Raw genomic sequence first — 19740 nt, 5'->3', positions numbered from 1 at the left:
GATATTTTATTTCCACATTCTGGGCTCGCGATAATGAGCGGAAAAAGCCAGGGCTAAACCTCAGCAGAGGTTTTTATTCATTCAATGATGGCATACGGGATTAAGTAAATTTCAAAATGAAACTTTCACTACAAGAACAGTTATTAAAATCAGGTTTAGTAAGCGCCTCCAAAGCCAAAAGCGTTAAGAGCGAGAAACGTAAACAGGTCCAGCAGCAGCGAAAAAATGGAATTGAGGTTGTCGATGAAGCTAAAGAGCTTGCTCAAAAAGCACAGGCTGAAAAAATCGAGCGGGATAAGGAACTTAACCAACTGCGTCAACAGCAGGAAGAGCAAAAACAGTTGGCGGCTCAGATCAAACAGATCATTGAGCTGAACCGGCTGCCTACCGATCCTGACGGCCTAGCTTACAATTTTACCGACAACAACAAAGTCAAACGGCTGTATGTTTCCGAGACAATGCGCGATCAGATTGCCGCAGGGCGATTGGCGATTGTAAAGCTGGGGGGAAATTATGAAGTGGTCGGCACCGAGGCGGCAAAAAAAATACAATCGCGCGATGCAGCTAGCGTGATTGTGTTTAACGAGCCCAATAAAGCGGCCGATAATGTTGCGGATGATCCCTATGCAGCGTATCAAGTTCCGGATGATTTGATCTGGTAGCGAGTTTGCTCTTCATCATATAGTTGATGCATAAGCAGGTTTTTCAGGTTAACTATTCAGGGCGCCAGTGTTAACAGCCACTGCCCAGTTCTTTCGGGAATTAACGATGCTTCGGATTGTCTGCGGCGACCTGGTGGCTTAGACATTTTAAAAAATGCAGCATCGGTTGCGGCCTTCTTGTTTGGCTTGATACAGCGCTTGATCCGCGCGTTCAAACGCTGTTTCATCGGTGTCGTCGAAAAGAAACTGGGTGACGCCGCACGAAATGGTAATGGCAACGGATGCGCCGCTGGCGTTAAAGCCTGTTCTTTCAACCGTTTGCCGCAGTTGGTTAGCAAGAATTAAAGCCGATGGGCCGTCAGTATTCGGTAGCAGCATAGTAAATTCTTCGCCACCGAAGCGGGAGAGGAAGTCGGTTGCACGGGAATGGTCGGACAATTGTTTGGCGATTAACTGCAGCACTTTATCGCCGGCTTTATGGCCGTAGTTATCGTTAATGCTCTTAAAATGATCAATATCCCAGATAATAATGCTTAATGGCGTACGGTAGCGTTTCCAGCGGGCCAGTTCGGTTTCCATGCGCTCATTGTAGGCTTGACGATTGGGCAGGCTTGTCAATGTGTCGCGTAATGCTTGGGTATTGGCAATTTTTAGCTTTGATTTGAGTTCGCTGGATTCCGATTCCATTTCTTTTATTTTATTGACCAAGTTGTCGAGCTGTTGCTGTGTTTTTTGGCGTTCAACAGCTTCTTTTTTGCCGTGTTCCTGGATTTCTTTAGTAATACTAGCCAGCCGACTGTTAATGATCGCTTTCAGCGGTTCCAGGTTGGTGGCATTGGTCGAGCTTAATTGCAATTGCTGCATTTGCTCGGAAACGGATTGATCGAGTTTGTTTCTGTTTTCGGCCGATTGTTGAGCCGCGGTGCTGGCTCCCATAATGCTGACGTCCAGCACCGCCAATTGTTCGGTAATATGGGAGAGAAATTGATCGATATCTTGTTGTTCGGACTGATTATGTTGCTTAATTTTAAGCAGCAGTTTGAAGGATTTGTCCAGGATGGATTCAAAAGCCATTGTGGTCTGATTGCCGGCGGCAAGCAGTTGTTTTGCGGTTTGTGCCTGTTGGTCGAAAACGCTAGGTATTTCAATACGCTCCAGGAAAAACAATAATTGCCGGCTGACAATTCCTATATCGATGTGGTTGGCAAGGATGCCGCTTGACGGAGGCGCGGCGTCAGGCTCAACGGCTTCAAGTATCGCGATGAATAATTGCGTGGACGTCTCGAATTTTGCCGTCTCCGCTTTATTTTTCAGCAGTTTTAATAATTCTTGTTGTTTTTCGGTTGTGTAGTGCTGTAGCAGGAAATTAAATAACGGCTCGATTTCTACCGATTGTCTCGGCGTATGCTTGATTTGGGCAACGGAGTCGGTGAATTTTTCAAGCTCGTTTTTAAGTATCTGGCTATCTATTCCGCTTTTCAGTTGGTCGCGGACGCGCAGCAGATGGGGGTCGAGCAGCGGGTCCAGGCCGGCCGTAGCAATAGTCAGGCGTACTATTGTCTTGCAAAGCAGTTCTTCTTTTTCTTTAGTGGATTCAGCAGATCGTTCCTGCTCGTCAAGCAGGTCTAAGTATTTCTCTTTCCATTTATCTTGGCCATCTGCCTTATTAAAAAAACTCATAAAAGACCTTGGTAGCGATGAATGAAAAAACTAAATGATTCATGGAATGGGCGGCTTTGAGCGCCGCCGCATCATTATGATCACTTTAAAAAGCGATACGCCATTAGTGATGTACAATTATTTTACAGCGCTTTCTTTTTGAATCAGCTGATTGACGATGTCTATCATCTTTTCTTGAGAGCCGGCCAGAGGGCCGTTGGTTTTATATTTACCGTTAACGATAATGGCTGGAACGCCGGTTACACCGTAACGGCCGGCAGTCGCTGCCGCTTGGCGCATTTTTGAATCGACTAAGAATGAATTGTAAGCGTTATGGAATTCGGTTTCGTTAACGCCGTGAGCAACAAAGAACTTGGCCAGTTGATCTTCGGTTTCAAGATGTTCTTTTTTATTTTGTATCGCGTCGAAAAAGTCGGCATGAACCTTGTCGACGACCCCGAGTGCTTCGGCTGTAAAATAAGCTTTGGCATGCTTGCCCCAAAGATCGCTGAATACGGCGGGTTGACGGATAAACTCAACGTTTTTAGGCAGGTTTTTTAGCCATTTTTCCAGTACCGGTTCGAAACTGTAGCAATGCGGGCAGCCATACCAGAAGAATTCAATGACTTCGACTTTGTCGGGATTATGGGTGGGCTGTGCCGGCGACAGGGTTTCATAGCCGGTCGATGATTCGGCTTTTAGCAAGGCTGAAAAAGAAAATAATAAAATCAGTAAGCTGGTTTGAGCGATTTTTTTGAGCATAGCTAATGTTCTCTATAAGGTTTTGTCGGGGCGTGCTAGTAAACCGCCTATTTGTACATAAAGCTTGGCGGTTTGCCAACGCGAAACTACGCTTATTTCATCATCGAGATACGGTATGAAACGGCTTTTATTTCTTCATCCGTCATTTTCTTTGCAATCATATGCATGATATTTTCCGGGTTGTTGCTGCGTGCGCCGGATTTAAAGTCAGTAAGCGCTTTGATCAAATAGTCGGCGTGCTGCGATTTTAACGCCGGGAACGATGCGGGCTTATTGCCTTCGCCAAAAGGGCCATGGCAGGCAATACAGGCGGAGACTTCGCTTTGCAGGTTGCCGTTACGGTAAAGGTCGGCGCCTTTGGCAATCATGGCCTGGACAGGATCTTGTTTTTCATTTACGGGCTTTTCGGCGTCATCGTCAGACGCTGGGTCCGGAAGCGCATTTTCGGAAATTTTTTGGGTTGCGTAGTAGGCGGAAACATCTTTGATGTCGTCATCGGATAATGTCAGCGCGATAGCCGACATCATCGGATCGGTACGGCTGCCGTCTTTAAATGCCTGTAATTGTTTACTAAGATAAGATGAATGCTGCTGTGCAAGCTTGGGGAATGTTGCTACCATGCTGTTACCGTCTTCTCCATGACAACTGGCGCAGGATGTCGCTTTTTGTTTTCCTGCGTTAATATTGCTTTCTGCATGTAAAATACTTGTAGCACTGGCCAGCGCCAGAGAAATTGAAAGTACCTGCAATTTTTTCTTCATCAAATTCCCCTTCGGAATGGTTAATCATTTGTGCCAGTCTTTTAGCTACTCAGGCGGCTATATATCATTAAATTTTACTCTAAATAGCAACTCTAAGCGAGACAACGATGAATCCAGTTTATCATCAAGCAAAATTTATTAACAGTTCGCCACATCTCAAGGATACGCCTGCGGATCAGGGCATGGAAGTTGCGTTTGCCGGGCGTTCAAATGCAGGGAAATCCAGCGCGATAAATACATTGACCCGGCAAAACGCATTGGCCCGGATCAGTAAAACGCCGGGCAGAACCCAGATGCTTAATTTTTTTGAAATCAATGAACGGCAAAGGTTTGTTGATTTACCGGGTTACGGCTATGCGAAGGTTCCTTTAGCCGTGAAAAAAAAATGGCACGAGTTGATGGAAACTTATTTAACCAGCCGCAAGTCATTATGCGCGATTATTTTAGTAATGGATGTGCGTCATCCATTAACCGATTTTGATTGGCAGATGGTGGAGTGGTGTGAGCATACCGGATTGCCGTTGCATATCTTACTGACCAAGGCGGATAAATTGAATTACGGGGCTGCCAAAAATACCTTGTTACAAGTACAAAAGGAACTTAAGGAGGCCAGTTTTCCTTTGACAATACAGCTATTTTCATCGTTGAAAAAAACCGGTATCGATGAAATGCATTTGGCGCTAGATCGATTGTTCAATCCCGCCGATCAAGATCGCCAGCAGTAAGGGCGTTAAGGATTGCAGGGAGCCAATAGCGAGGAGCGGGGGCATATTCTGCATTCTTGTGAGGCATGCAGGAGCGATTACCGAGACTGACTTTCGCTCCTGCTAACGTCTTCTATACTAAGCCTTGTTGGTCAAAGCAATATCTCAACACCTTCTTGAGCGAGTAATAACTCACAGTTGACTGCGGGATTGTTTTTCAACAAGTCTTGGTAAATGGCATCAAGACTTTCATCGGTACGTGTAGGTTCATGGTGCGTAAAAAACAGTTTTTTCGCGTTGGCGGCCGTAGCCAGCTTTATACCCGAATCGTAAGTACCGTGTCCCCAACCTTGTTTGGAGGCATATTCTTCGCTGGTATAGGATGAGTCGACAATTAACGCATCGACATCTTTCATTGCCAGTATGACTTCGTTCCATTTTGCATCGACAAAAGCTTGGAATTCGGTAAATTCGTCGTCTTCAGGATCATAGATGTTTTGTTGCGGCTCGTAATCGCCGGTGAAAAAAGCCGATTGTCCGTCGCAATCGATTCTATAGCCGAAATTCAACACCGGGTGGCTGAGCACTATCGGCGTAATAGTGGCGCTGCCTACATTGACCGGTACGCCGGGTTTAACTGTAGCGTACTCAATCCGGGCATTTAATTGCGCTTCCCGTATCGGAAAGAAGCTGTATTGCAATTGCACGGAAAGGGCCCGGTTGATCGTTTCATTGGTTACCGGGTCGACTCCGCCGTAGATCTTGATTTGATTGTTCGGGATGAAAATGGGAATAAAGAAAGGCAGGCCCTGAATATGATCCCAATGGGTATGGGTAATGAAAATGTGAGCCTGGACAGGCATTTCTTTCAGTAGATTTTGCGCAAGTGCATGTATGCCGGTGCCTGCGTCAAGAATGATCAAATCATTATCATTGGTCCTGATTTCAATACAGGTCGTATTGCCGCCGTATTTAACCGTATTGGGTCCTGGTGTTGCAATGGATCCTCTAACGCCCCAAAATTTAATTTTCATCGTTGTCCTTCGACTGCATGGATGCCGGTAAAGCAATGCGTAAGCAGTTACCGAGCACTACAAGTTAATAAAAGATTGAGCTTCTGTTTTGATGGATTCCAAATCCTCCAAAGCATCGCACATGTCAGAGAGGGTTGAGCCAAAGCGGGTGACAATGGACTCCGGGAAAGCTTCTATGACTGGATTGCCGCCGTTACCGAATTGCATGTGTTTACTGATTTGATTGGCGGCAAAAACACAGTCTCGTAAGATATTTTCGCTAGAGGCAAGATCATGATGATAAGCAATGGCATCGATTAATGGGGTTGATAACTCCCATTTTTCGGCTAGCATCTTGCCGGCCTGCGAGTGATTAAGACCTATAAATTCGCGTTCGGTTTGATGTAGGGGCAGTTGTTGCTCTTGGCTTTTTTCCAGGGCGAGTTTAAATTCATCTGGCATAAATTCAGCGAATACCACTTTACCGAAGTCATGCAGTAACCCGGCAACAAAACAATCGCCGCACTCAGCCGAAGACAAGCCAATGCGTTCTGCAAGCAATTTACTGATTGCCGCAGTGGTTAAAGAATGCAATAGAAAGCCGGAGGTGTTGAAGTTTGCTTTGTTATGAGGATTCAGCATGCCCATCGCGGCAACGCCCAGAGCTATATTTTTAATCGTATTAAGGCCGATATGTACGACCGCTCGTTGTACCGAGGTAATTTTGTGAGGTAAGCCGTAAAAAGGCGAATTAAGCGCTTTAAGTATCTTAACGGTCATGACCGGATCGCACTCGATAACCCGAACAATATCTTTTGCCGAGGCATTGATGTCCGATGTTAATTCCACTACCTGTTGGACGCTTTTAGGAAAAGCAGGCATTTTTTCAACGAGGACGATGAGTTGGTCGTTTTTTGAGTTCGGCATTGGATCGTTAAGCAATAATCAACAAGAAAGCATCATTTGGGTCACATAAACCTCAAAATATTGATTCACTATAATACATTACAGACACAATGCCGAAAATAAAAACTAATAGTCAGTGTGCTTCGTCCCAGTTATTGCCAACGCCTATATCGACAGTTAGCGGCACATCAAGATCGGCAGCAGCGCACATGATCGATCTGATCGTCTCCGCACAATCGTCTACCTGATCTTGCGCAATTTCAAATACCAGTTCGTCATGGACTTGCATAATCATTTTAGCGTCCGGGGTTTTGCTGTATAACCATTGGTCGGCGGCGATCATCGCGCGTTTAATGATGTCGGCAGCGGTTCCTTGCATCGGTGCATTAATTGCCGTGCGTTCGGCGTATTGGCGGCGCTGGGCATTACGTGAATTAATCTCCGGTAAATAGAGCCGTCTGCCGAATAGCGTTTCAACATAACCTTGTTCCCGGGCTTGCTCCTTGACGCTATCCATGTAGTTTTTAACGCCCGGATAACGGGCAAAATAAAGGTCGATATACGATTGCGCCTGGTTGCGCGATAAGCCCAATTGCTGTGCCAGCCCAAAGGACGACATGCCGTAAATCAGTCCGAAATTGATGGCTTTCGCGGACCGGCGCAAATCGTTGGTGACGTGTTCGGGAGTAACGCCAAACACTTCGGCAGCCGTGGCCCTGTGTATGTCTTCTCCGTTGCTGAAGGCTTTCATCAGGCCTTCATCAGCCGATAAATGCGCCATGATGCGCAATTCGATTTGCGAATAATCGGCCGCGACTATTTTCCTGTTTTCCGGAGCGATAAAAGCTTGCCGGATCTTCCTGCCTTCGTTGCTACGTATCGGAATATTTTGCAAATTAGGGTCCGAAGAGGAAAGCCGTCCTGTTGCGGCAACCGCCTGATGATAAGATGTATGAATCCGGCCTGTATGCTCATCGACTTGTTGCGGCAGTTTGTCGATATAAGTCGATTTCAGTTTGCATAAACTGCGGTGTTCCAGGATTAGTTTCGGCAACGGATATCCGCGGTCTGCTAACTCCTGTAGTACCGATTCATCGGTCGACGGCTGGCCTTTAGGCGTTTTTTTCAGCACCGGCAGTTTTTGCCGATCGTAAAGAATATCCTGGATCTGTTTCGGCGAGCCCAGGTTGAACGTTTGGCCTGCCAGGTCGTGGGCGTGCTGCTCAAGGGAAATGATCTGGCTGGAAAGTTCAAGACTTTGCTGGGCGAGCATTTCGGTATCGATGAGTACGCCGTTGTTTTCAATGCGGGCCAACACGCCAATCAGCGGGATTTCCACATCGTTATATAATTCCAGCAATTTCGGTTGTTGCGCCAGTTTTTCGTGCAGCACTCGATGCAGTTGCAAGGTAACATCCGCATCTTCCGCCGCATACGGCGTGGCTTCTTCTATCGTTACTTTTTGGAAGCCTATGTGTTTTGCGCCTTTCCCGGCCACGTCCTCGTAATGGATAGTTTGGACGTTCAAGTATTCCTTGGCTAAATCGTCCATGTTATGCCGGGTTGCGGTGCTGTTTAATACATAAGATTCAAGCATCGTGTCATGCGCAATGCCGGCTAGGATAATGCCGTGGTTAGCCAGCACATGCATATCGTATTTCAGGTTTTGCCCAAGCTTGGGCTTATGCGGGTTTTCCAGCAGCGGACGCAGTTTTTCCAGTGTTTCGGTTAGATTCAATTGGTCCGGCGCGTCTGGATAGTCATGGTCTAAAGGCACGTAAGCGGCAGAGCCGGGCGTTACGGCAAAGGAGATGCCGACTATACGGGCTTTGCTGTAATCCAGGCTGGTGGTTTCGGTATCGAAAGCAAATAATTCGGCTTCGTTCAATCGCTGAAGCCAGGCATCGAAATGCTGTTCGGTCAATAGCGTTTCATATTTCGGCGGTTTTGCCGCACTTGCGCTATCTGTCGTCGCTCCAGCTATATCCGGAACAACGAGTTCCGATTTGATTTCAATTGTTTCGGCATTAGCTGTTGTTGAAGAATCGAGGGTTTTCAACCAGGACGAAAAACCCAGTTCGGCCAGTAATTTTTTCAGTTTCGCCGTATCCATCGGCTGCTGCAGCAAATCCTCGATGCCGTAGGGTAAGTCAAGGTCGCAGTTAATGGTGGTCAGTTGTTTTGATAAAGGCAAGTAATCTAAGCTGGACCGCAGGTAAGCGCCGATTTTGCCGCCGATCTCATCGGCGTGCTCCATCAGGTTTTCTAAGGTTTGATATTGCTCCAGCCATTTTGCAGCCGTTTTGGGGCCTACTTTGGGTACGCCGGGAATATTGTCGACGGTGTCCCCTATCAAGGCCAGGTAGTCAACGATTTGTTCCGGTTTGACGCCGAATTTGTCGATGACGCCCTGAATATCCATACGGGTATTGGACATGGTGTTTTCCAGGATAATATGCTCGGTGACCAGTTGCGCCATATCCTTGTCGCCGGTGGAAATAATAACGTCGTAACCTTGCCGTTCGGCCTGTTGGGCTAATACTCCCAGCACGTCGTCGGCTTCCACGCCGGACTCAATGATTAACGGTAGTCCCATTGCTCGAATCAATTCGTGTAGCGGGGCAATCTGGATCCGCAAATCGTCGGGCATCGGCGGACGATGAGCTTTGTACTGATCGTAAAGGTCATTGCGAAATGTTTTGCCCGGCGCATCGAAGATTACGGAGATATGGTCGGCATGATAGTCGGCTATCAGCTTGCGCAGCATGTTGCTGACGCCGTAAATCGCATTGGTAGGCTCGCCGTTCGCGTTGGTTAGCGGCGGAATGGCATGATAAGCGCGGAATAAAAAAGACGAACCGTCAACCAGAATCAGGCGTTCCCTTGGGTTTTGCTCAGGACAAGTTTGTGTTTGTTCGGACATAGAATTTTAGGTGCAAGGTTAAAAGGTGCGAGGCGTCAAGTTTTGCGCTTGGCATCCACAATATTAGGCAATTGACTGATTTTATTAAGCACTTGGCTTAATTGATCGGTATTTTCAATTTGAATCGTTAAGTTCAGTTGCGCGGAAAGATCGGGATGGGTCTCCAACGCGGCATTGGAAATATGAATTTTAGCCTGGGCCAGAATTTGGGTTACATCGCTGAGCACATTTTGGGAGTTAAAGGCATGGACAACGATAGGCACCGCATAGCTGGCTCTTTTGGCGCCCCAGTTAACCGAAATAAGTTGGGCCTGTTTTTCGGGACTGAGATGCAGAATGTTCTCGCAGTCCTTGCGATGAATGGTAATGCCTTTTTTATGCGAAACATAGCCGATAATATCGTTGCCCTGAATCGGCGAGCAGCAGTGAGCAAGCGTGGTTAGCACGTTATCGATGCCTTCCACGGAAATTGCCGACTTGGCTTCGCTTTTTTTGCGCTGGGCGGCTGCCGGTGGCGTTTCCAATTCGGGAATCTTAAAAAATGCTGCCAATTGCCGGCTAGTAATATCGCTTCGGCCTATGGCTTCGAGCAGCTTGTCGGTGTCCGGTTGATGAAAATGTTTAGCCAACTCCGCCAAGTTGATCGTCTTCAAGCCCAGCCGTTGGCTTTCCTTGTCCAGAATAGCCTTGCCGGCAGCCATGTTTTGAGCTTGTTGCTGGTTTTTAAACCAGCTTTTGACTTTGCTGATCGCGGCCGATGTTTTCAGATAGCCCAGGTTAGGGTCGATCCAGTTGTGGTTCGGGCCGCCATCCTTCGCGGTCAGGATTTTTACCTGGTCGCCGGACTTTAACGTGTACGTGAGCGGTGCAATGCGGCCATTGATTTTTGCACCCCGGCAGCGGTGGCCTATTTCCGTATGGATGGCATAAGCAAAATCCAGTGGCGTGGAACCTTTAACCAAGTCGATGATTTTACCGGCCGGTGTTAAGACATAGACGCGGTCGTTGAATAATTCGCTACGGAAATTTTGCGACAGTACTTCGTCGCTGTCTTCCTTGCGGTTACGCTCAGGACTGGTTTCTTCCAGCAATTTACGTAAAGACGCGATGTTTTTTTCTATGGCCGTGTCGTGTTTGCCGCCTTCTTTATAAGACCAGTGCGCAGCGACCCCGAGTTCGGCAAAGTCATGCATCTGCTGGGTACGGATTTGCACCTCGATACGATTGCCTTCAGGATCGAGAATGACCGTATGCAAAGACTGGTAACCGTTTTCTTTGGGGTTGGCGATATAATCGTCGAATTCTTTCGGAATGATTTGCCAGAGGCTATGCACAACGCCCAGGGCGGCATAGCAGTTAGTCAGGTTATCGACAATAACGCGCACTGCCAACAGGTCGTAAAGTTCGTCTATGTCCAATTGCTTGCGCTGCATCTTCTTCCAGATGCTGTAAATATGTTTAGGCCGACCGTAGATTTCCGCGGTAATGCCTTCTTCGGCGAGTTTTTGCTGCAACAGGCCAATAAATTTATTAATACAGTTTTCCCGCTGTATACGGTTATCGGATAGCGACTTGGCAATGCGGCGATAGGACTGGGGCTTTAGATAGCGGAAGGCCATGTCTTCCAGTTCCCATTTTAACTGATGAATACCCATGCGATTGGCGATCGGCGCGTAAATATCCAGCGTCTCTTGGGCAATAAAGCGTCTGAGTTCGTAAGATTCTTTGGGTAAAATCTTAAGCCGTTGTATCCGGTAAGCCAGTTTTATCAAAACGGCGCGGACATCCTGGGTCATCGACAGCAGCATCCGACGCAGGGTTTCCGCTTGGCTCGGTTGATCAGTCATTTCCAGCGAATAAACGGTTAACTTATTCAGCCAGTTCACATCGTTAACCAGGGTCGCAACCGTTTCGCCGAATTGTTCTTTAATGTTGGGCGAAGGATTTAGGTGGGCCAGACGCGGATCGCTTAATATTGCGGCAAGGATAGTTTTCAGGTCGACATTAAAGTCCATTAAAATTGCCGCTACTTCAATTCCTTTAGGACGAAAATAGTGAGGGTCGTCAGGAATTTGCGCGATAATTGCGAGCGCTCGATTGATCTGTTCGTTATCGGGAGCAGAAAACCCGTTAAAAAGTTGTTTATTGGTCTCGGTATTTCTTTGCATCAAACGATAGTCAATAATTTGCGAAGCTAATGGTTATGATAGGTCAATGCCGGCAAAGGTAACAAGCAATCATTGTCCTATGAATATAAGTAACGAAGGCTTTTGGCCGGAGCATGCACTTTAGAGATGGAGCTCAAAAATATTCGTTTTAATTAAAATGCGATGAGATAGAACGTGATGATCTGGCGGCTAACGGTAGCTCTATGGCTATAGCGGCAGAATTATATTTTATAAAAAATTAAAGTAAATAAATGAAAATTACAATATTTGGAAGTGGTTATGTAGGTTTGGTGACAGGCACTTGTCTTGCGGAAGTCGGCAATGATGTTATCTGCGTCGATATTGATGCGGATAAAATCGCTAAGCTGCAACAGGGCATTGTTCCGATATTTGAGCCCGGGTTGGAAGCCATGATTAAAGAAAATCAATCGGAAGGGCGATTAAGATTTACTACCGATATTAAGACGGCCGTAGATCATGGCGTATTTCAATTTATAGCGGTCGGCACACCGCCCGATGACGACGGCTCTGCGGATTTACAGTATGTATTGGCGGTTGCGAAGAGCATTGCCGAGAATATGAACGAGTACCGGGTTATTATCGATAAATCGACTGTGCCGGTAGGGACTGCGGATAAAGTCAAAGCTGTCATACAGCAAGTGTTGGCAAGCCGCGGTAAAGAGCTGGAGTTCGATGTGGTATCGAATCCCGAATTCCTGAAAGAAGGCGCGGCGCTGGATGATTTTATGAAGCCGGACCGTATCGTTATCGGTACCGATAATCCCAGAACGGCGGAACTGCTGAAGGCGCTTTATGCACCGTTTAACCGCAGTGTTGAACGGGTCATCATCATGGATATACGCTCGGCTGAATTAACCAAGTACGCAGCGAATGCGATGTTGGCGACTAAAATCAGCTTTATGAATGAGTTGGCAAATCTGGCCGAACATCTGGGAGCGGATATTGAACATGTCAGGCAAGGCATAGGCTCCGATAGCCGTATCGGTTACAGCTTTATTTATCCCGGTTGCGGTTACGGCGGTTCCTGTTTTCCAAAAGACGTAAAAGCATTGGAAAGAACCGCAAAAGAGCAGGGTTATCATGCCGAATTGCTCAATGCCGTGGAAAACGTCAACAATCGGCAAAAACATCGGTTGTTTGAAAAAATTAACCAGCATTATCAAGCTAATTTAGCAGGCAAGGTGTTCGCTTTGTGGGGACTGTCGTTTAAACCCAATACCGACGATATGCGCGATGCGCCAAGCCGGGTTGTGTTGGAAGCCTTGATTGACGCCGGCGCGACGGTTCAAGCTTTTGATCCGGAAGCGCTACGGGAGGCGCGGCGGCTTTATGGCGATAAGCCGGGGCTAAGCTATTGCAACTCGCCGAAAGATGCGTTAAAGCAAGCCGACGCGTTGGTCATAGTCACGGAATGGAAGCAGTTTCGCAGCCCTGATTTTGATGTATTGAGCCAGCAGTTGAATGATAAAGTAATTTTTGACGGCCGTAATATGTATGAGCCGGATAGGGTTAAACGTAGCGGGTTGGCATACTACGCGATAGGGAGGTAAAGAAAAAAGTTGTATTTGTGGGACAAGCGTCTAAACTAAGCCGCGAATGGTTCATAATAATTTGATTGGCATATAAGACTATTCTAAAAATCGTAAATCCGTAATTATTCAAAATAGGAAAATAAAGATGAAAAGATTGTTTGTAGTGTTATTTGCCGGTTTTTGCTCATTTAGTGTCATTGCCTCTCCAGTCAATATCAATACCGCGGATGCAAAAACGATAGGGGAAGCATTGTCGGGTATAGGTCTGAAAAAAGCCGAAGCTATTGTTAAATATAGGGAAGCCAAAGGCGAGTTCAAAACAGTGGACGATCTGGTTAACGTTGACGGAATCGGCCCGAAAACCGTCGAGAAGATCAAGAGTGACATTCTGTTAAGCGATCCCGTAGCTGCCGCGGATCAAAAGACAGATAAAAAGATCGATGAAAAAGCGGATAAAAAATAACGGAAAAAACCAAGTAATTATTCCGTAGGCATTTCAAACGGCCGGTAGCTCTGACTATGTCTGACTACCGGCTTTTTCGTTAAAAGCTGACCGCAGCTCGAGCAATATAAAGCTGAGTTGAGCAGCTTGCCTGCTCAAACGAAACTTATGCCCTTTGGGTATAAAGCTGAGTTGATCCGTTATCGAGAAATCCCGCATCCTGCCCGGCTGTAACAGTGATAGGCAATAAACGTAATCATTACCGGGCCAAACAGGCCGTTTAGAAAATGCTGTAGAATGATTCAAATGCACGGGTCAATCTCGGTTATGTTAAGCATTGATTGGCCGCTGTTAAGCTTGTTTTTAATCGCTATGGTTTGATATGAAATGAATGAAGAATACTACGAATACGATGACGAAGAGGTTGAATATTACGCAGTTCGACCGAACAAAACCCAAATAAAGAGAGACATGGCGGCTCTTTTTGCAGTAAGCGAAGATATGTCCGAGTTATCGGCAGCACAGTTAAAAACGCTTGAGCTTCCCGAGGTTATTCATAACGCTGTGGTGGAAGTATCGGGAATGGCCCATACAGGCGCAAGAAAACGGCTGCTGAAGTTTATTGCCGGCCAGCTTCATAAAATAGATACCGCGCCGATTTTAGAAAAATTGGCGCGCATCAAAAACAAAAGCGCTCATGCAGTCAGGGAGCATCATATTGTCGAGCGTTGGCGGGACCGGCTGATTGCCGAGGGCAACGATGCGTTGACGGAACTGCTTGATGAGCAGCCTCATGCCGACCGGCAACTATTGAGACAGTTATTGCGCAATGCACAAAAAGAAGCCGAAGCAGGTAAGCCGCCTAAATCATCGCGTTTGTTATATCGCCAACTGAAACAGTTATTTGATTTTGAAAATGAGCTGGATGATGACGTTGCGACTGATGATGAACAGGATGATGATTAATAGCTAGTTCTAACGCCTAACAATCGTTGAATAAGTCCAGTTGCCGGTAGTGAGTCTGGCTGGGGTTGTTATCCAGTGACGATAACGCCACTCCCAGCAAACGGACGTTGCGGCTGCCGACATCGGTATTTCTCAATAAGTCGTCGAGAACGTCGACCGGCGTTGATGCGGCAGTGATGATATAAGGCAGTGTCCGGCTACGGGTGATTTGTACGAAATCGTGGTATTTGATTTTTATAGTCAGGGTGCGGGCGTTCAGTTGCTTTTCGGCGGCTTTGCTCAAGGCTTTTTCCAGCAGGCTTTGCAAATGTACGATCACGTCTTGCTTGAGCTTAACGTCTTGTTGAAAAGTAATTTCCACGCCCAGCGATTTCCTGGCGCGGTAGTTGTTGACGGGGCGGTTGTCTATGCCTCTTGAAATGTTGTAATAATGCAAACCGGCTTTGCCGAAATAGTGTTGTAACGTTTCCAGCGGCAAAGACTTCAAGTCCTTACCGGTTTTGATGCCCAGCGAATGCATCTTGATCAAAGTCGCTTTGCCTATGCCGTGAAATTTTTCGACCGGAAGCCGTTCGGCAAACTCCGGGCCTTGCTCCGGAGTGATTAAATAAAATCCGTCCGGTTTATTGATGTCCGAAGCGATTTTAGCGAAAAACTTGTTGTAAGAAACGCCGGCCGAAGCGGTTAATTGCGTCTCCTGTGTAATCGCGGCCTTGATGGCTTTGGCGATTAAGGTCGCGGAGCCTTGATGCAGGTCCGCATTGCTGACGTCCAGATAGGCTTCGTCCAGCGAAAGCGGCTCAAAAAGATCGGTATAGTCGGCAAAGATTTTCCGGATGGCGGTTGATGCTTGTTGGTAAGCTTCAAAGCGGGGTTTTACAAAAATAGCATGGGGACATAAACGATAAGCATGAGCCGAAGGCATCGCTGAATGGATGCCGTATTTCCTGGCTTCATAGCTGCAGGTGGCGACAACGCCGCGAGAGTCCGGCGAGCCGCCGACGACCAGCGGCTTGTTACGATATTGAGGAAAATCGCGTTGCTCTACGGCCGCAAAAAACGCATCCATATCGATATGAATGATTTTGCGGATAGAGCTCATTAGACATTATTTTTCAGGATTTTTCGTTTCCGGCAGTTGCAGTTCCGCGGTCACATTCCAGTCGGAGAAAGGAAAAGGCAGTGTTTCCGTATTAAAAGTCAGGAACAGCAAAATATGGTAAGTGTAAGTGGAAAGGCTGCGTCCAAAATTAAGGATGTTGACGTTAGCTTTTCCGGTTAATAACGTGGATGCGACCTGCAAGATAATAACGGCCCAAAGCAGCATTCTGACCAAGCCGCCTATCGCGGCAAAAATCAGCATGAAGAAAATTCTTTTCCAGGTGCTCGCTTGGGTCAGGTTGTAGTTGATCTGTTCATCCATCGTCATTAACCTCGGTTCATAATGTCGCGTAAGTCAAGGGCTGCTGCATTGCAACGCGCTATGTAGTTTGCCATCGATAAGGAGTAGTTCGCGAAAAGACCGTAGCCGCTACCGTTTAAGATCATCGGGCTTAAAATCGGGGTTAAGGCGTTTTCCAGCGCCTTAATCATAATATCGACGGTACGCATCGCGCGTTTGTCCAGCAAAATATCTTCAAAGTCATGCTTGACGGCTCTAAGGATGTGCAACAACGCCCAGCTTGCCCCGCGTGCTTCGTAGAACACGTCGTCGATTTCCAGCCAGCCCACTTTGGCGACGGTGGTGCCTTTTTCATCGGCTGCTTCTTTCTCAAGTTCGGTTAATCCGGGGCCGTAGTTGCCGCCGGCGCTGTTTGCGGTCAAGCGCGTGGAAAGCCCGCCCAGACGTTTGATCACAACCTCGGTGTATTGCCAAAGATTGTCGGCGCGGGAATAAAATTGTGCTTTTTTTATCGGGCCGCCGTATTTTTGCAGGCGCTCCATATACTTATGCAGAGACTCAATGCCTTTTTGATACTCGGCTTCCGTTGACGGCAGGGCCCATGAGTCGTTTTCGTAATAGAAATAAGGCTCGGCAATCGCCAGATCCGGGTCTTCGGCCGATTGCGACTGATCTCTTGCAAAGTGGTTTCTTAATGCCGATGTGGCGTCGCGCAGCATAACCAGCGCGCCGTATTCCCAATTGGAAATGTTGTCCAGCAGCACGCCGGGAGGCGCGACGTCGTTAGTAATATAGCCGCCGCTTTTGTGCAGCAAGGTTTCGGCGATATGCGCCAAGGTGTTGGTATAGACGTAGCCGACAGGCATGCTTTCAGTGGAATGGGTTTCTTCGGCACGTTTTACAGCTTCGTCCAGCACATTAAATTGGTCCGGCTCTCTGCCCCACCAGGCTCCCAGGAAAACCAGAATGGCAACTACAATGAGAGTAAAAACGCCAAAGCCCCAGAGTATTCCTTTAGATTTTATATCGTTGAGTGTATCGTTTGCCGCCATTTTTGAAATCCCGTAAAGAGGTTTTTTGTAGGATCTAAAAATATTTCATCCTACCGCTTTTTCATACCCAAAGGGCATAAGTTTCGTTTGAGCAGACAAGCCGCTCAACTCAGCTTTATATAAAAATTGGCTACATGGTAGCAGGTTTTTTGGTTATTTGCTTATGGCGCACGTTGTCATAATGGTTTTTTTTTGGCTCTTGGGTGCGCTTTATCATAGATTTCAGCCAGATGCTGAAAGTCAAGGTGAGTGTATATTTGGGTAGTGCTGATATTGCTGTGTCCGAGCAGTTCCTGCACGGCTCTCAGGTCTTGGCTGGATTCAAGCAAATGGCTGGCGAAAGAGTGCCTCAGCATATGCGGATGGATATGTTCGGCTATGCCTTTTTTGATGCACCACTGTTCCAACCTTAACTCAATGCTGCGCTGGCCGAGCCGGGTGCCGCGCATTGAAACGAATAACGCGGAGTCGATAGCGGGGATTTTTACGGCTCGCTGCCTGAGCCAGTTTTCAATAGCCGCAACGGCTTTGCTGCCTATCGGCAATACTCTGGATTTGCCGCCTTTACCGATACGGACAACCAGCGAACTGTCCGGCAAATCAAGGTCGGTTAAATTAAGAGCCGACAATTCACTCAAACGAAGGCCGGATGAATAGAATAATTCAAACATGGCCAAGTCACGTATTTCGAGCAATGAACTGGTCCCCGCCTCCAGCAAGCCGGATAACTGATCGACATCCAACGTTTTAGGGAGCTTCCGGGCTTGTTTGGGGGCTTGAATATGTTGGGCGGGATTAGTAAGGCTTCGGCCTGTTTTTAACAAGTAGTTGTAGAAGCTGCGGATAGCGGACAGCTCGCGTTGCAGGCTTTTACTGCTTAGCCCCCGGCGATGCCGGCCGGCTATATAGGCACGGATATCCGTGTGTTTCAGGTCGGCCCAGTGGTTTATGTTTTTGCCGGTACAGTAGCGAGACAGATGCTCAAGGTCTCGCCGGTAGTTTTTTACGGTATGTTCCGAGGCGCGAACTTGAACGGCGAGCTGTTTAAAAAAGTCAGCCAGAATAAGTTCGGCATCGGCATGCATGTTATTAACGTTGCTGCAACAAGGTGATAAGCCGGGTGGCTATGATCTCACTCATCTGGTTTAAAAACAGATTGCCCATACTGTAATGGAACCGGCCTTCTTCCCTGCTGCCTATAGCTAAGATACCTTCCAGTTCAGTGAAAGCCAGCGGAATGATAGCGCAGGATTTAACTTCAAACGCTAACTCGCCGAATAAAACTCTTGCCTGAGCGATAGTCGGACGGCCGCATTTGGGCTGGTGGCCGGCCAGCTCGTTGGCAAAAGGTTCCAGGTCTTTGCTGTCCGGTTCGATAAATAGATTGGTAATCGCGGTTTCCGGCGTCGGGTTGTGTTTGATGATGCGTACCGCAACAAAGTCGATCAGGAAGTATTCCGACAGCACGACTTCAAGGTTGGCAACGGCTTCTTCCAGCGACGTCGAGTCCAACAGCGCCAGCGTCAGTTTGTGCATACGGTTCAGAGAGGTGTCGTTATCCCTGGCTATTTCTATCAGCGCAGTCAGCTGGTTTTCCATGTCATGGTGCCGGCTCCTGAACAGCTCCAGTTGTTTAGAGATTAGGGAAACCGCATTGCCGGTAGGATGAGGGATGCTCATATGTTCCAGCAAACTCAAGTGTTCGTGGAAGAATTCGGGATGTTTGCGTAAGTAGTTTTCAACTTGGGCTGAAGTGATTTCGGACGAGGGCAGGGCGGCGCTTCCGTTGTCAGTAGCGGTCGGATCGGCAGTTAGAGCGTCAACAGCAGGCGAGATTACCGGAGGTTGTTCGTTCATAGTGTTATTTGTCCTTCAAAAACAGAGATGGCAGGCCCCGTCATTAAAACAGGCTCGCCGCGGCCCGGCCAGTTGATGGTTAGCGTTCCGCCGGGCAGGTCGACTCTGACCGTATGATCCAACAGATTGTGTTCAATGCCGATAACGACGGCTGCGCAAGCGCCGCTGCCGCAAGCCAGCGTTTCAGCCGCGCCGCGCTCAAACACGCGCAGCTTGATATGTTGGCGGTCTACGACCTGCATGAAGCCGACATTAACGCGTTCCGGGAAAAAGGCATGGTTTTCCAAGGCTTTTCCTAATTCAGCGACCGGAGCTGTCTTAATATCCGTCACTTGAATAACCGCATGCGGATTGCCCATCGAGACGGCGCCAAAGGCTTTTTCAATGTCGTTGACGACTACCGTATAAAATCGCGACTCTTCATCCGCCAGCAACGGGATTTCAGAAGGCGCATGCTTAGGAATGCCCATATTAACCGTGATCAGGTTGTTGTCGTCAAAGCGCAGTATTAATTGGCCCGAGTCTGTATCCACGCAGACTTCGTCTTTGTCCGACAGTTTTTTATCGCGTACAAAGCGGGCAAAGCAGCGTGCGCCGTTGCCGCATTGCGCGACTTCGCTACCGTCCGCGTTGAAAATCCGGTATTTGAAATCGGCATTGGCATTGACCGCTTTTTCGACCAGTAACAGCTGGTCAAAGCCGATGCCAAAGTGCCGGTCGGACAGCTGCCGGATTTGTTCAGGCGTTAAGGCTATTTGTTGGTTGATCGCGTCAATGACGACAAAATCATTGCCGAGGCCGTGCATTTTAGTGAAGTTGATCATTTTCAATATCTGGACTTAAGTTCACCACGAAGACACGAAGAACGCGAAGCTTTATTATTTCTTTGCGTTCTTCGTGTCTTCGTGGT

General features: G+C 47.6%; 18 protein-coding genes. 5 read left to right on the top strand and 13 right to left on the bottom strand.

The window, feature by feature from the left end; genetic code table 11:
* The first annotated feature begins 116 nt into the window (after positions 1-116).
* On the top strand, positions 117-662 hold the full coding sequence (locus tag EKO24_RS12700) for a DUF2058 domain-containing protein (RefSeq protein ID WP_127028768.1): 546 nt from the start codon (positions 117-119) through the stop codon (positions 660-662).
* Positions 663-809: 147 nt separating this feature from the next.
* Here the strand turns inward: EKO24_RS12700 and EKO24_RS12695 are convergent, their stop codons facing one another.
* The 3 genes from EKO24_RS12695 to EKO24_RS12685 form a co-directional block, all read right to left on the bottom strand.
* Positions 810-2342 (bottom strand): GGDEF domain-containing protein, encoded by a 1533-nt coding sequence (locus EKO24_RS12695; RefSeq protein ID WP_127028769.1) that lies wholly within the window; start codon positions 2340-2342, stop codon positions 810-812.
* A gap of 117 nt (positions 2343-2459) precedes the next feature.
* Positions 2460-3083: a thiol:disulfide interchange protein DsbA/DsbL gene (locus tag EKO24_RS12690; RefSeq protein ID WP_127028770.1), complete on the bottom strand. Its 624-nt coding sequence runs from the start codon at positions 3081-3083 to the stop codon at positions 2460-2462.
* A 92-nt stretch (positions 3084-3175) separates the two neighbouring features.
* Positions 3176-3844 carry a c-type cytochrome gene (locus tag EKO24_RS12685; RefSeq protein WP_127028771.1) on the bottom strand — a complete coding sequence of 223 codons (669 nt, stop codon included), beginning with the start codon at positions 3842-3844 and terminating at the stop codon, positions 3176-3178.
* Between the two features lie 107 nt (positions 3845-3951).
* On the opposite strand from EKO24_RS12685, the gene yihA reads away from it, so the two are divergent.
* A complete protein-coding gene (yihA, locus tag EKO24_RS12680) occupies positions 3952-4569 on the top strand; it encodes a ribosome biogenesis GTP-binding protein YihA/YsxC (RefSeq protein WP_127028772.1) in 618 nt (205 codons plus the stop codon).
* Positions 4570-4700: 131 nt separating this feature from the next.
* Here yihA and EKO24_RS12675 read toward each other — a convergent pair whose 3' ends face one another.
* The 4 genes from EKO24_RS12675 to EKO24_RS12660 form a co-directional block, all read right to left on the bottom strand.
* Positions 4701-5582, bottom strand: a complete 882-nt coding sequence (locus EKO24_RS12675) for an MBL fold metallo-hydrolase (RefSeq protein ID WP_127028773.1) — start codon at positions 5580-5582, stop codon at positions 4701-4703.
* Positions 5583-5639: 57 nt separating this feature from the next.
* Complete coding sequence (locus tag EKO24_RS12670; protein ID WP_127028774.1) at positions 5640-6488, bottom strand: HDOD domain-containing protein; 849 nt, start codon at positions 6486-6488, stop codon at positions 5640-5642.
* Between the two features lie 112 nt (positions 6489-6600).
* Positions 6601-9390, bottom strand: coding sequence for a DNA polymerase I (gene polA, locus EKO24_RS12665; protein ID WP_127028775.1), 2790 nt, complete (start codon positions 9388-9390; stop codon positions 6601-6603).
* Positions 9391-9425: 35 nt separating this feature from the next.
* A complete protein-coding gene (locus tag EKO24_RS12660) occupies positions 9426-11558 on the bottom strand; it encodes a RelA/SpoT family protein (RefSeq protein ID WP_127028776.1) in 2133 nt (710 codons plus the stop codon).
* Between the two features lie 251 nt (positions 11559-11809).
* On the opposite strand from EKO24_RS12660, the gene EKO24_RS12655 reads away from it, so the two are divergent.
* The 3 genes from EKO24_RS12655 to yjgA all read left to right on the top strand — a co-directional run bounded on the left by EKO24_RS12655 (position 11810) and on the right by yjgA (position 14519).
* Entirely contained in the window at positions 11810-13129 is a 1320-nt protein-coding gene (locus EKO24_RS12655; RefSeq protein ID WP_127028777.1) for a UDP-glucose dehydrogenase family protein, read from the top strand.
* 127 nt (positions 13130-13256) lie between these two features.
* Positions 13257-13574, top strand: coding sequence for a ComEA family DNA-binding protein (locus tag EKO24_RS12650; RefSeq protein WP_127028778.1), 318 nt, complete (start codon positions 13257-13259; stop codon positions 13572-13574).
* A 366-nt stretch (positions 13575-13940) separates the two neighbouring features.
* Entirely contained in the window at positions 13941-14519 is a 579-nt protein-coding gene (yjgA, locus tag EKO24_RS12645) for a ribosome biogenesis factor YjgA (protein ID WP_127028779.1), read from the top strand.
* Between the two features lie 16 nt (positions 14520-14535).
* Here yjgA and dinB read toward each other — a convergent pair whose 3' ends face one another.
* The 6 genes from dinB to dapF form a co-directional block, all read right to left on the bottom strand.
* On the bottom strand, positions 14536-15621 hold the full coding sequence (gene dinB / locus EKO24_RS12640; RefSeq protein ID WP_127028780.1) for a DNA polymerase IV: 1086 nt from the start codon (positions 15619-15621) through the stop codon (positions 14536-14538).
* A 6-nt stretch (positions 15622-15627) separates the two neighbouring features.
* A complete protein-coding gene (locus EKO24_RS12635) occupies positions 15628-15942 on the bottom strand; it encodes a DUF4389 domain-containing protein (RefSeq protein ID WP_127028781.1) in 315 nt (104 codons plus the stop codon).
* Positions 15943-15947: 5 nt separating this feature from the next.
* Positions 15948-16973 (bottom strand): DUF2333 family protein, encoded by a 1026-nt coding sequence (locus EKO24_RS12630; RefSeq protein WP_127028782.1) that lies wholly within the window; start codon positions 16971-16973, stop codon positions 15948-15950.
* A gap of 176 nt (positions 16974-17149) precedes the next feature.
* Entirely contained in the window at positions 17150-18058 is a 909-nt protein-coding gene (gene xerC / locus EKO24_RS12625; protein ID WP_127028783.1) for a tyrosine recombinase XerC, read from the bottom strand.
* Positions 18059-18062: 4 nt separating this feature from the next.
* Complete coding sequence (locus EKO24_RS12620) at positions 18063-18830, bottom strand: DUF484 family protein (RefSeq protein WP_241674508.1); 768 nt, start codon at positions 18828-18830, stop codon at positions 18063-18065.
* Positions 18827-19654, bottom strand: coding sequence for a diaminopimelate epimerase (dapF, locus tag EKO24_RS12615; RefSeq protein WP_127028784.1), 828 nt, complete (start codon positions 19652-19654; stop codon positions 18827-18829). The genes EKO24_RS12620 and dapF overlap by 4 nt, the downstream gene beginning before the upstream one ends.
* Between the last annotated feature and the right edge of the window lie 86 nt (positions 19655-19740).

This window comes from Candidatus Methylobacter oryzae (assembly GCF_003994235.2).
GTDB lineage: Bacteria > Pseudomonadota > Gammaproteobacteria > Methylococcales > Methylomonadaceae > Methylobacter_A > Methylobacter_A oryzae.
The sequence above is the reverse complement of the archived record's forward strand: the minus strand, read 5'-3'. Positions and strand labels throughout refer to the sequence as shown.

What these genes read in the sequence shown, in the direction of transcription:
- EKO24_RS12700 (WP_127028768.1), top strand. Translation starts at nt 117, where the DNA reads ATGAAACTTTCACTACAAGAACAGTTATTAAAATCAGGTTTAGTAAGC.
- EKO24_RS12695 (WP_127028769.1), bottom strand. Translation starts at nt 2,342, where the DNA reads ATGAGTTTTTTTAATAAGGCAGATGGCCAAGATAAATGGAAAGAGAAA.
- EKO24_RS12690 (WP_127028770.1), bottom strand. Translation starts at nt 3,083, where the DNA reads ATGCTCAAAAAAATCGCTCAAACCAGCTTACTGATTTTATTATTTTCT.
- EKO24_RS12685 (WP_127028771.1), bottom strand. Translation starts at nt 3,844, where the DNA reads ATGAAGAAAAAATTGCAGGTACTTTCAATTTCTCTGGCGCTGGCCAGT.
- yihA (WP_127028772.1), top strand. Translation starts at nt 3,952, where the DNA reads ATGAATCCAGTTTATCATCAAGCAAAATTTATTAACAGTTCGCCACAT.
- EKO24_RS12675 (WP_127028773.1), bottom strand. Translation starts at nt 5,582, where the DNA reads ATGAAAATTAAATTTTGGGGCGTTAGAGGATCCATTGCAACACCAGGA.
- EKO24_RS12670 (WP_127028774.1), bottom strand. Translation starts at nt 6,488, where the DNA reads ATGCCGAACTCAAAAAACGACCAACTCATCGTCCTCGTTGAAAAAATG.
- polA (WP_127028775.1), bottom strand. Translation starts at nt 9,390, where the DNA reads ATGTCCGAACAAACACAAACTTGTCCTGAGCAAAACCCAAGGGAACGC.
- EKO24_RS12660 (WP_127028776.1), bottom strand. Translation starts at nt 11,558, where the DNA reads ATGCAAAGAAATACCGAGACCAATAAACAACTTTTTAACGGGTTTTCT.
- EKO24_RS12655 (WP_127028777.1), top strand. Translation starts at nt 11,810, where the DNA reads ATGAAAATTACAATATTTGGAAGTGGTTATGTAGGTTTGGTGACAGGC.
- EKO24_RS12650 (WP_127028778.1), top strand. Translation starts at nt 13,257, where the DNA reads ATGAAAAGATTGTTTGTAGTGTTATTTGCCGGTTTTTGCTCATTTAGT.
- yjgA (WP_127028779.1), top strand. Translation starts at nt 13,941, where the DNA reads ATGAATGAAGAATACTACGAATACGATGACGAAGAGGTTGAATATTAC.
- dinB (WP_127028780.1), bottom strand. Translation starts at nt 15,621, where the DNA reads ATGAGCTCTATCCGCAAAATCATTCATATCGATATGGATGCGTTTTTT.
- EKO24_RS12635 (WP_127028781.1), bottom strand. Translation starts at nt 15,942, where the DNA reads ATGGATGAACAGATCAACTACAACCTGACCCAAGCGAGCACCTGGAAA.
- EKO24_RS12630 (WP_127028782.1), bottom strand. Translation starts at nt 16,973, where the DNA reads ATGGCGGCAAACGATACACTCAACGATATAAAATCTAAAGGAATACTC.
- xerC (WP_127028783.1), bottom strand. Translation starts at nt 18,058, where the DNA reads ATGCATGCCGATGCCGAACTTATTCTGGCTGACTTTTTTAAACAGCTC.
- EKO24_RS12620 (WP_241674508.1), bottom strand. Translation starts at nt 18,830, where the DNA reads ATGAACGAACAACCTCCGGTAATCTCGCCTGCTGTTGACGCTCTAACT.
- dapF (WP_127028784.1), bottom strand. Translation starts at nt 19,654, where the DNA reads ATGATCAACTTCACTAAAATGCACGGCCTCGGCAATGATTTTGTCGTC.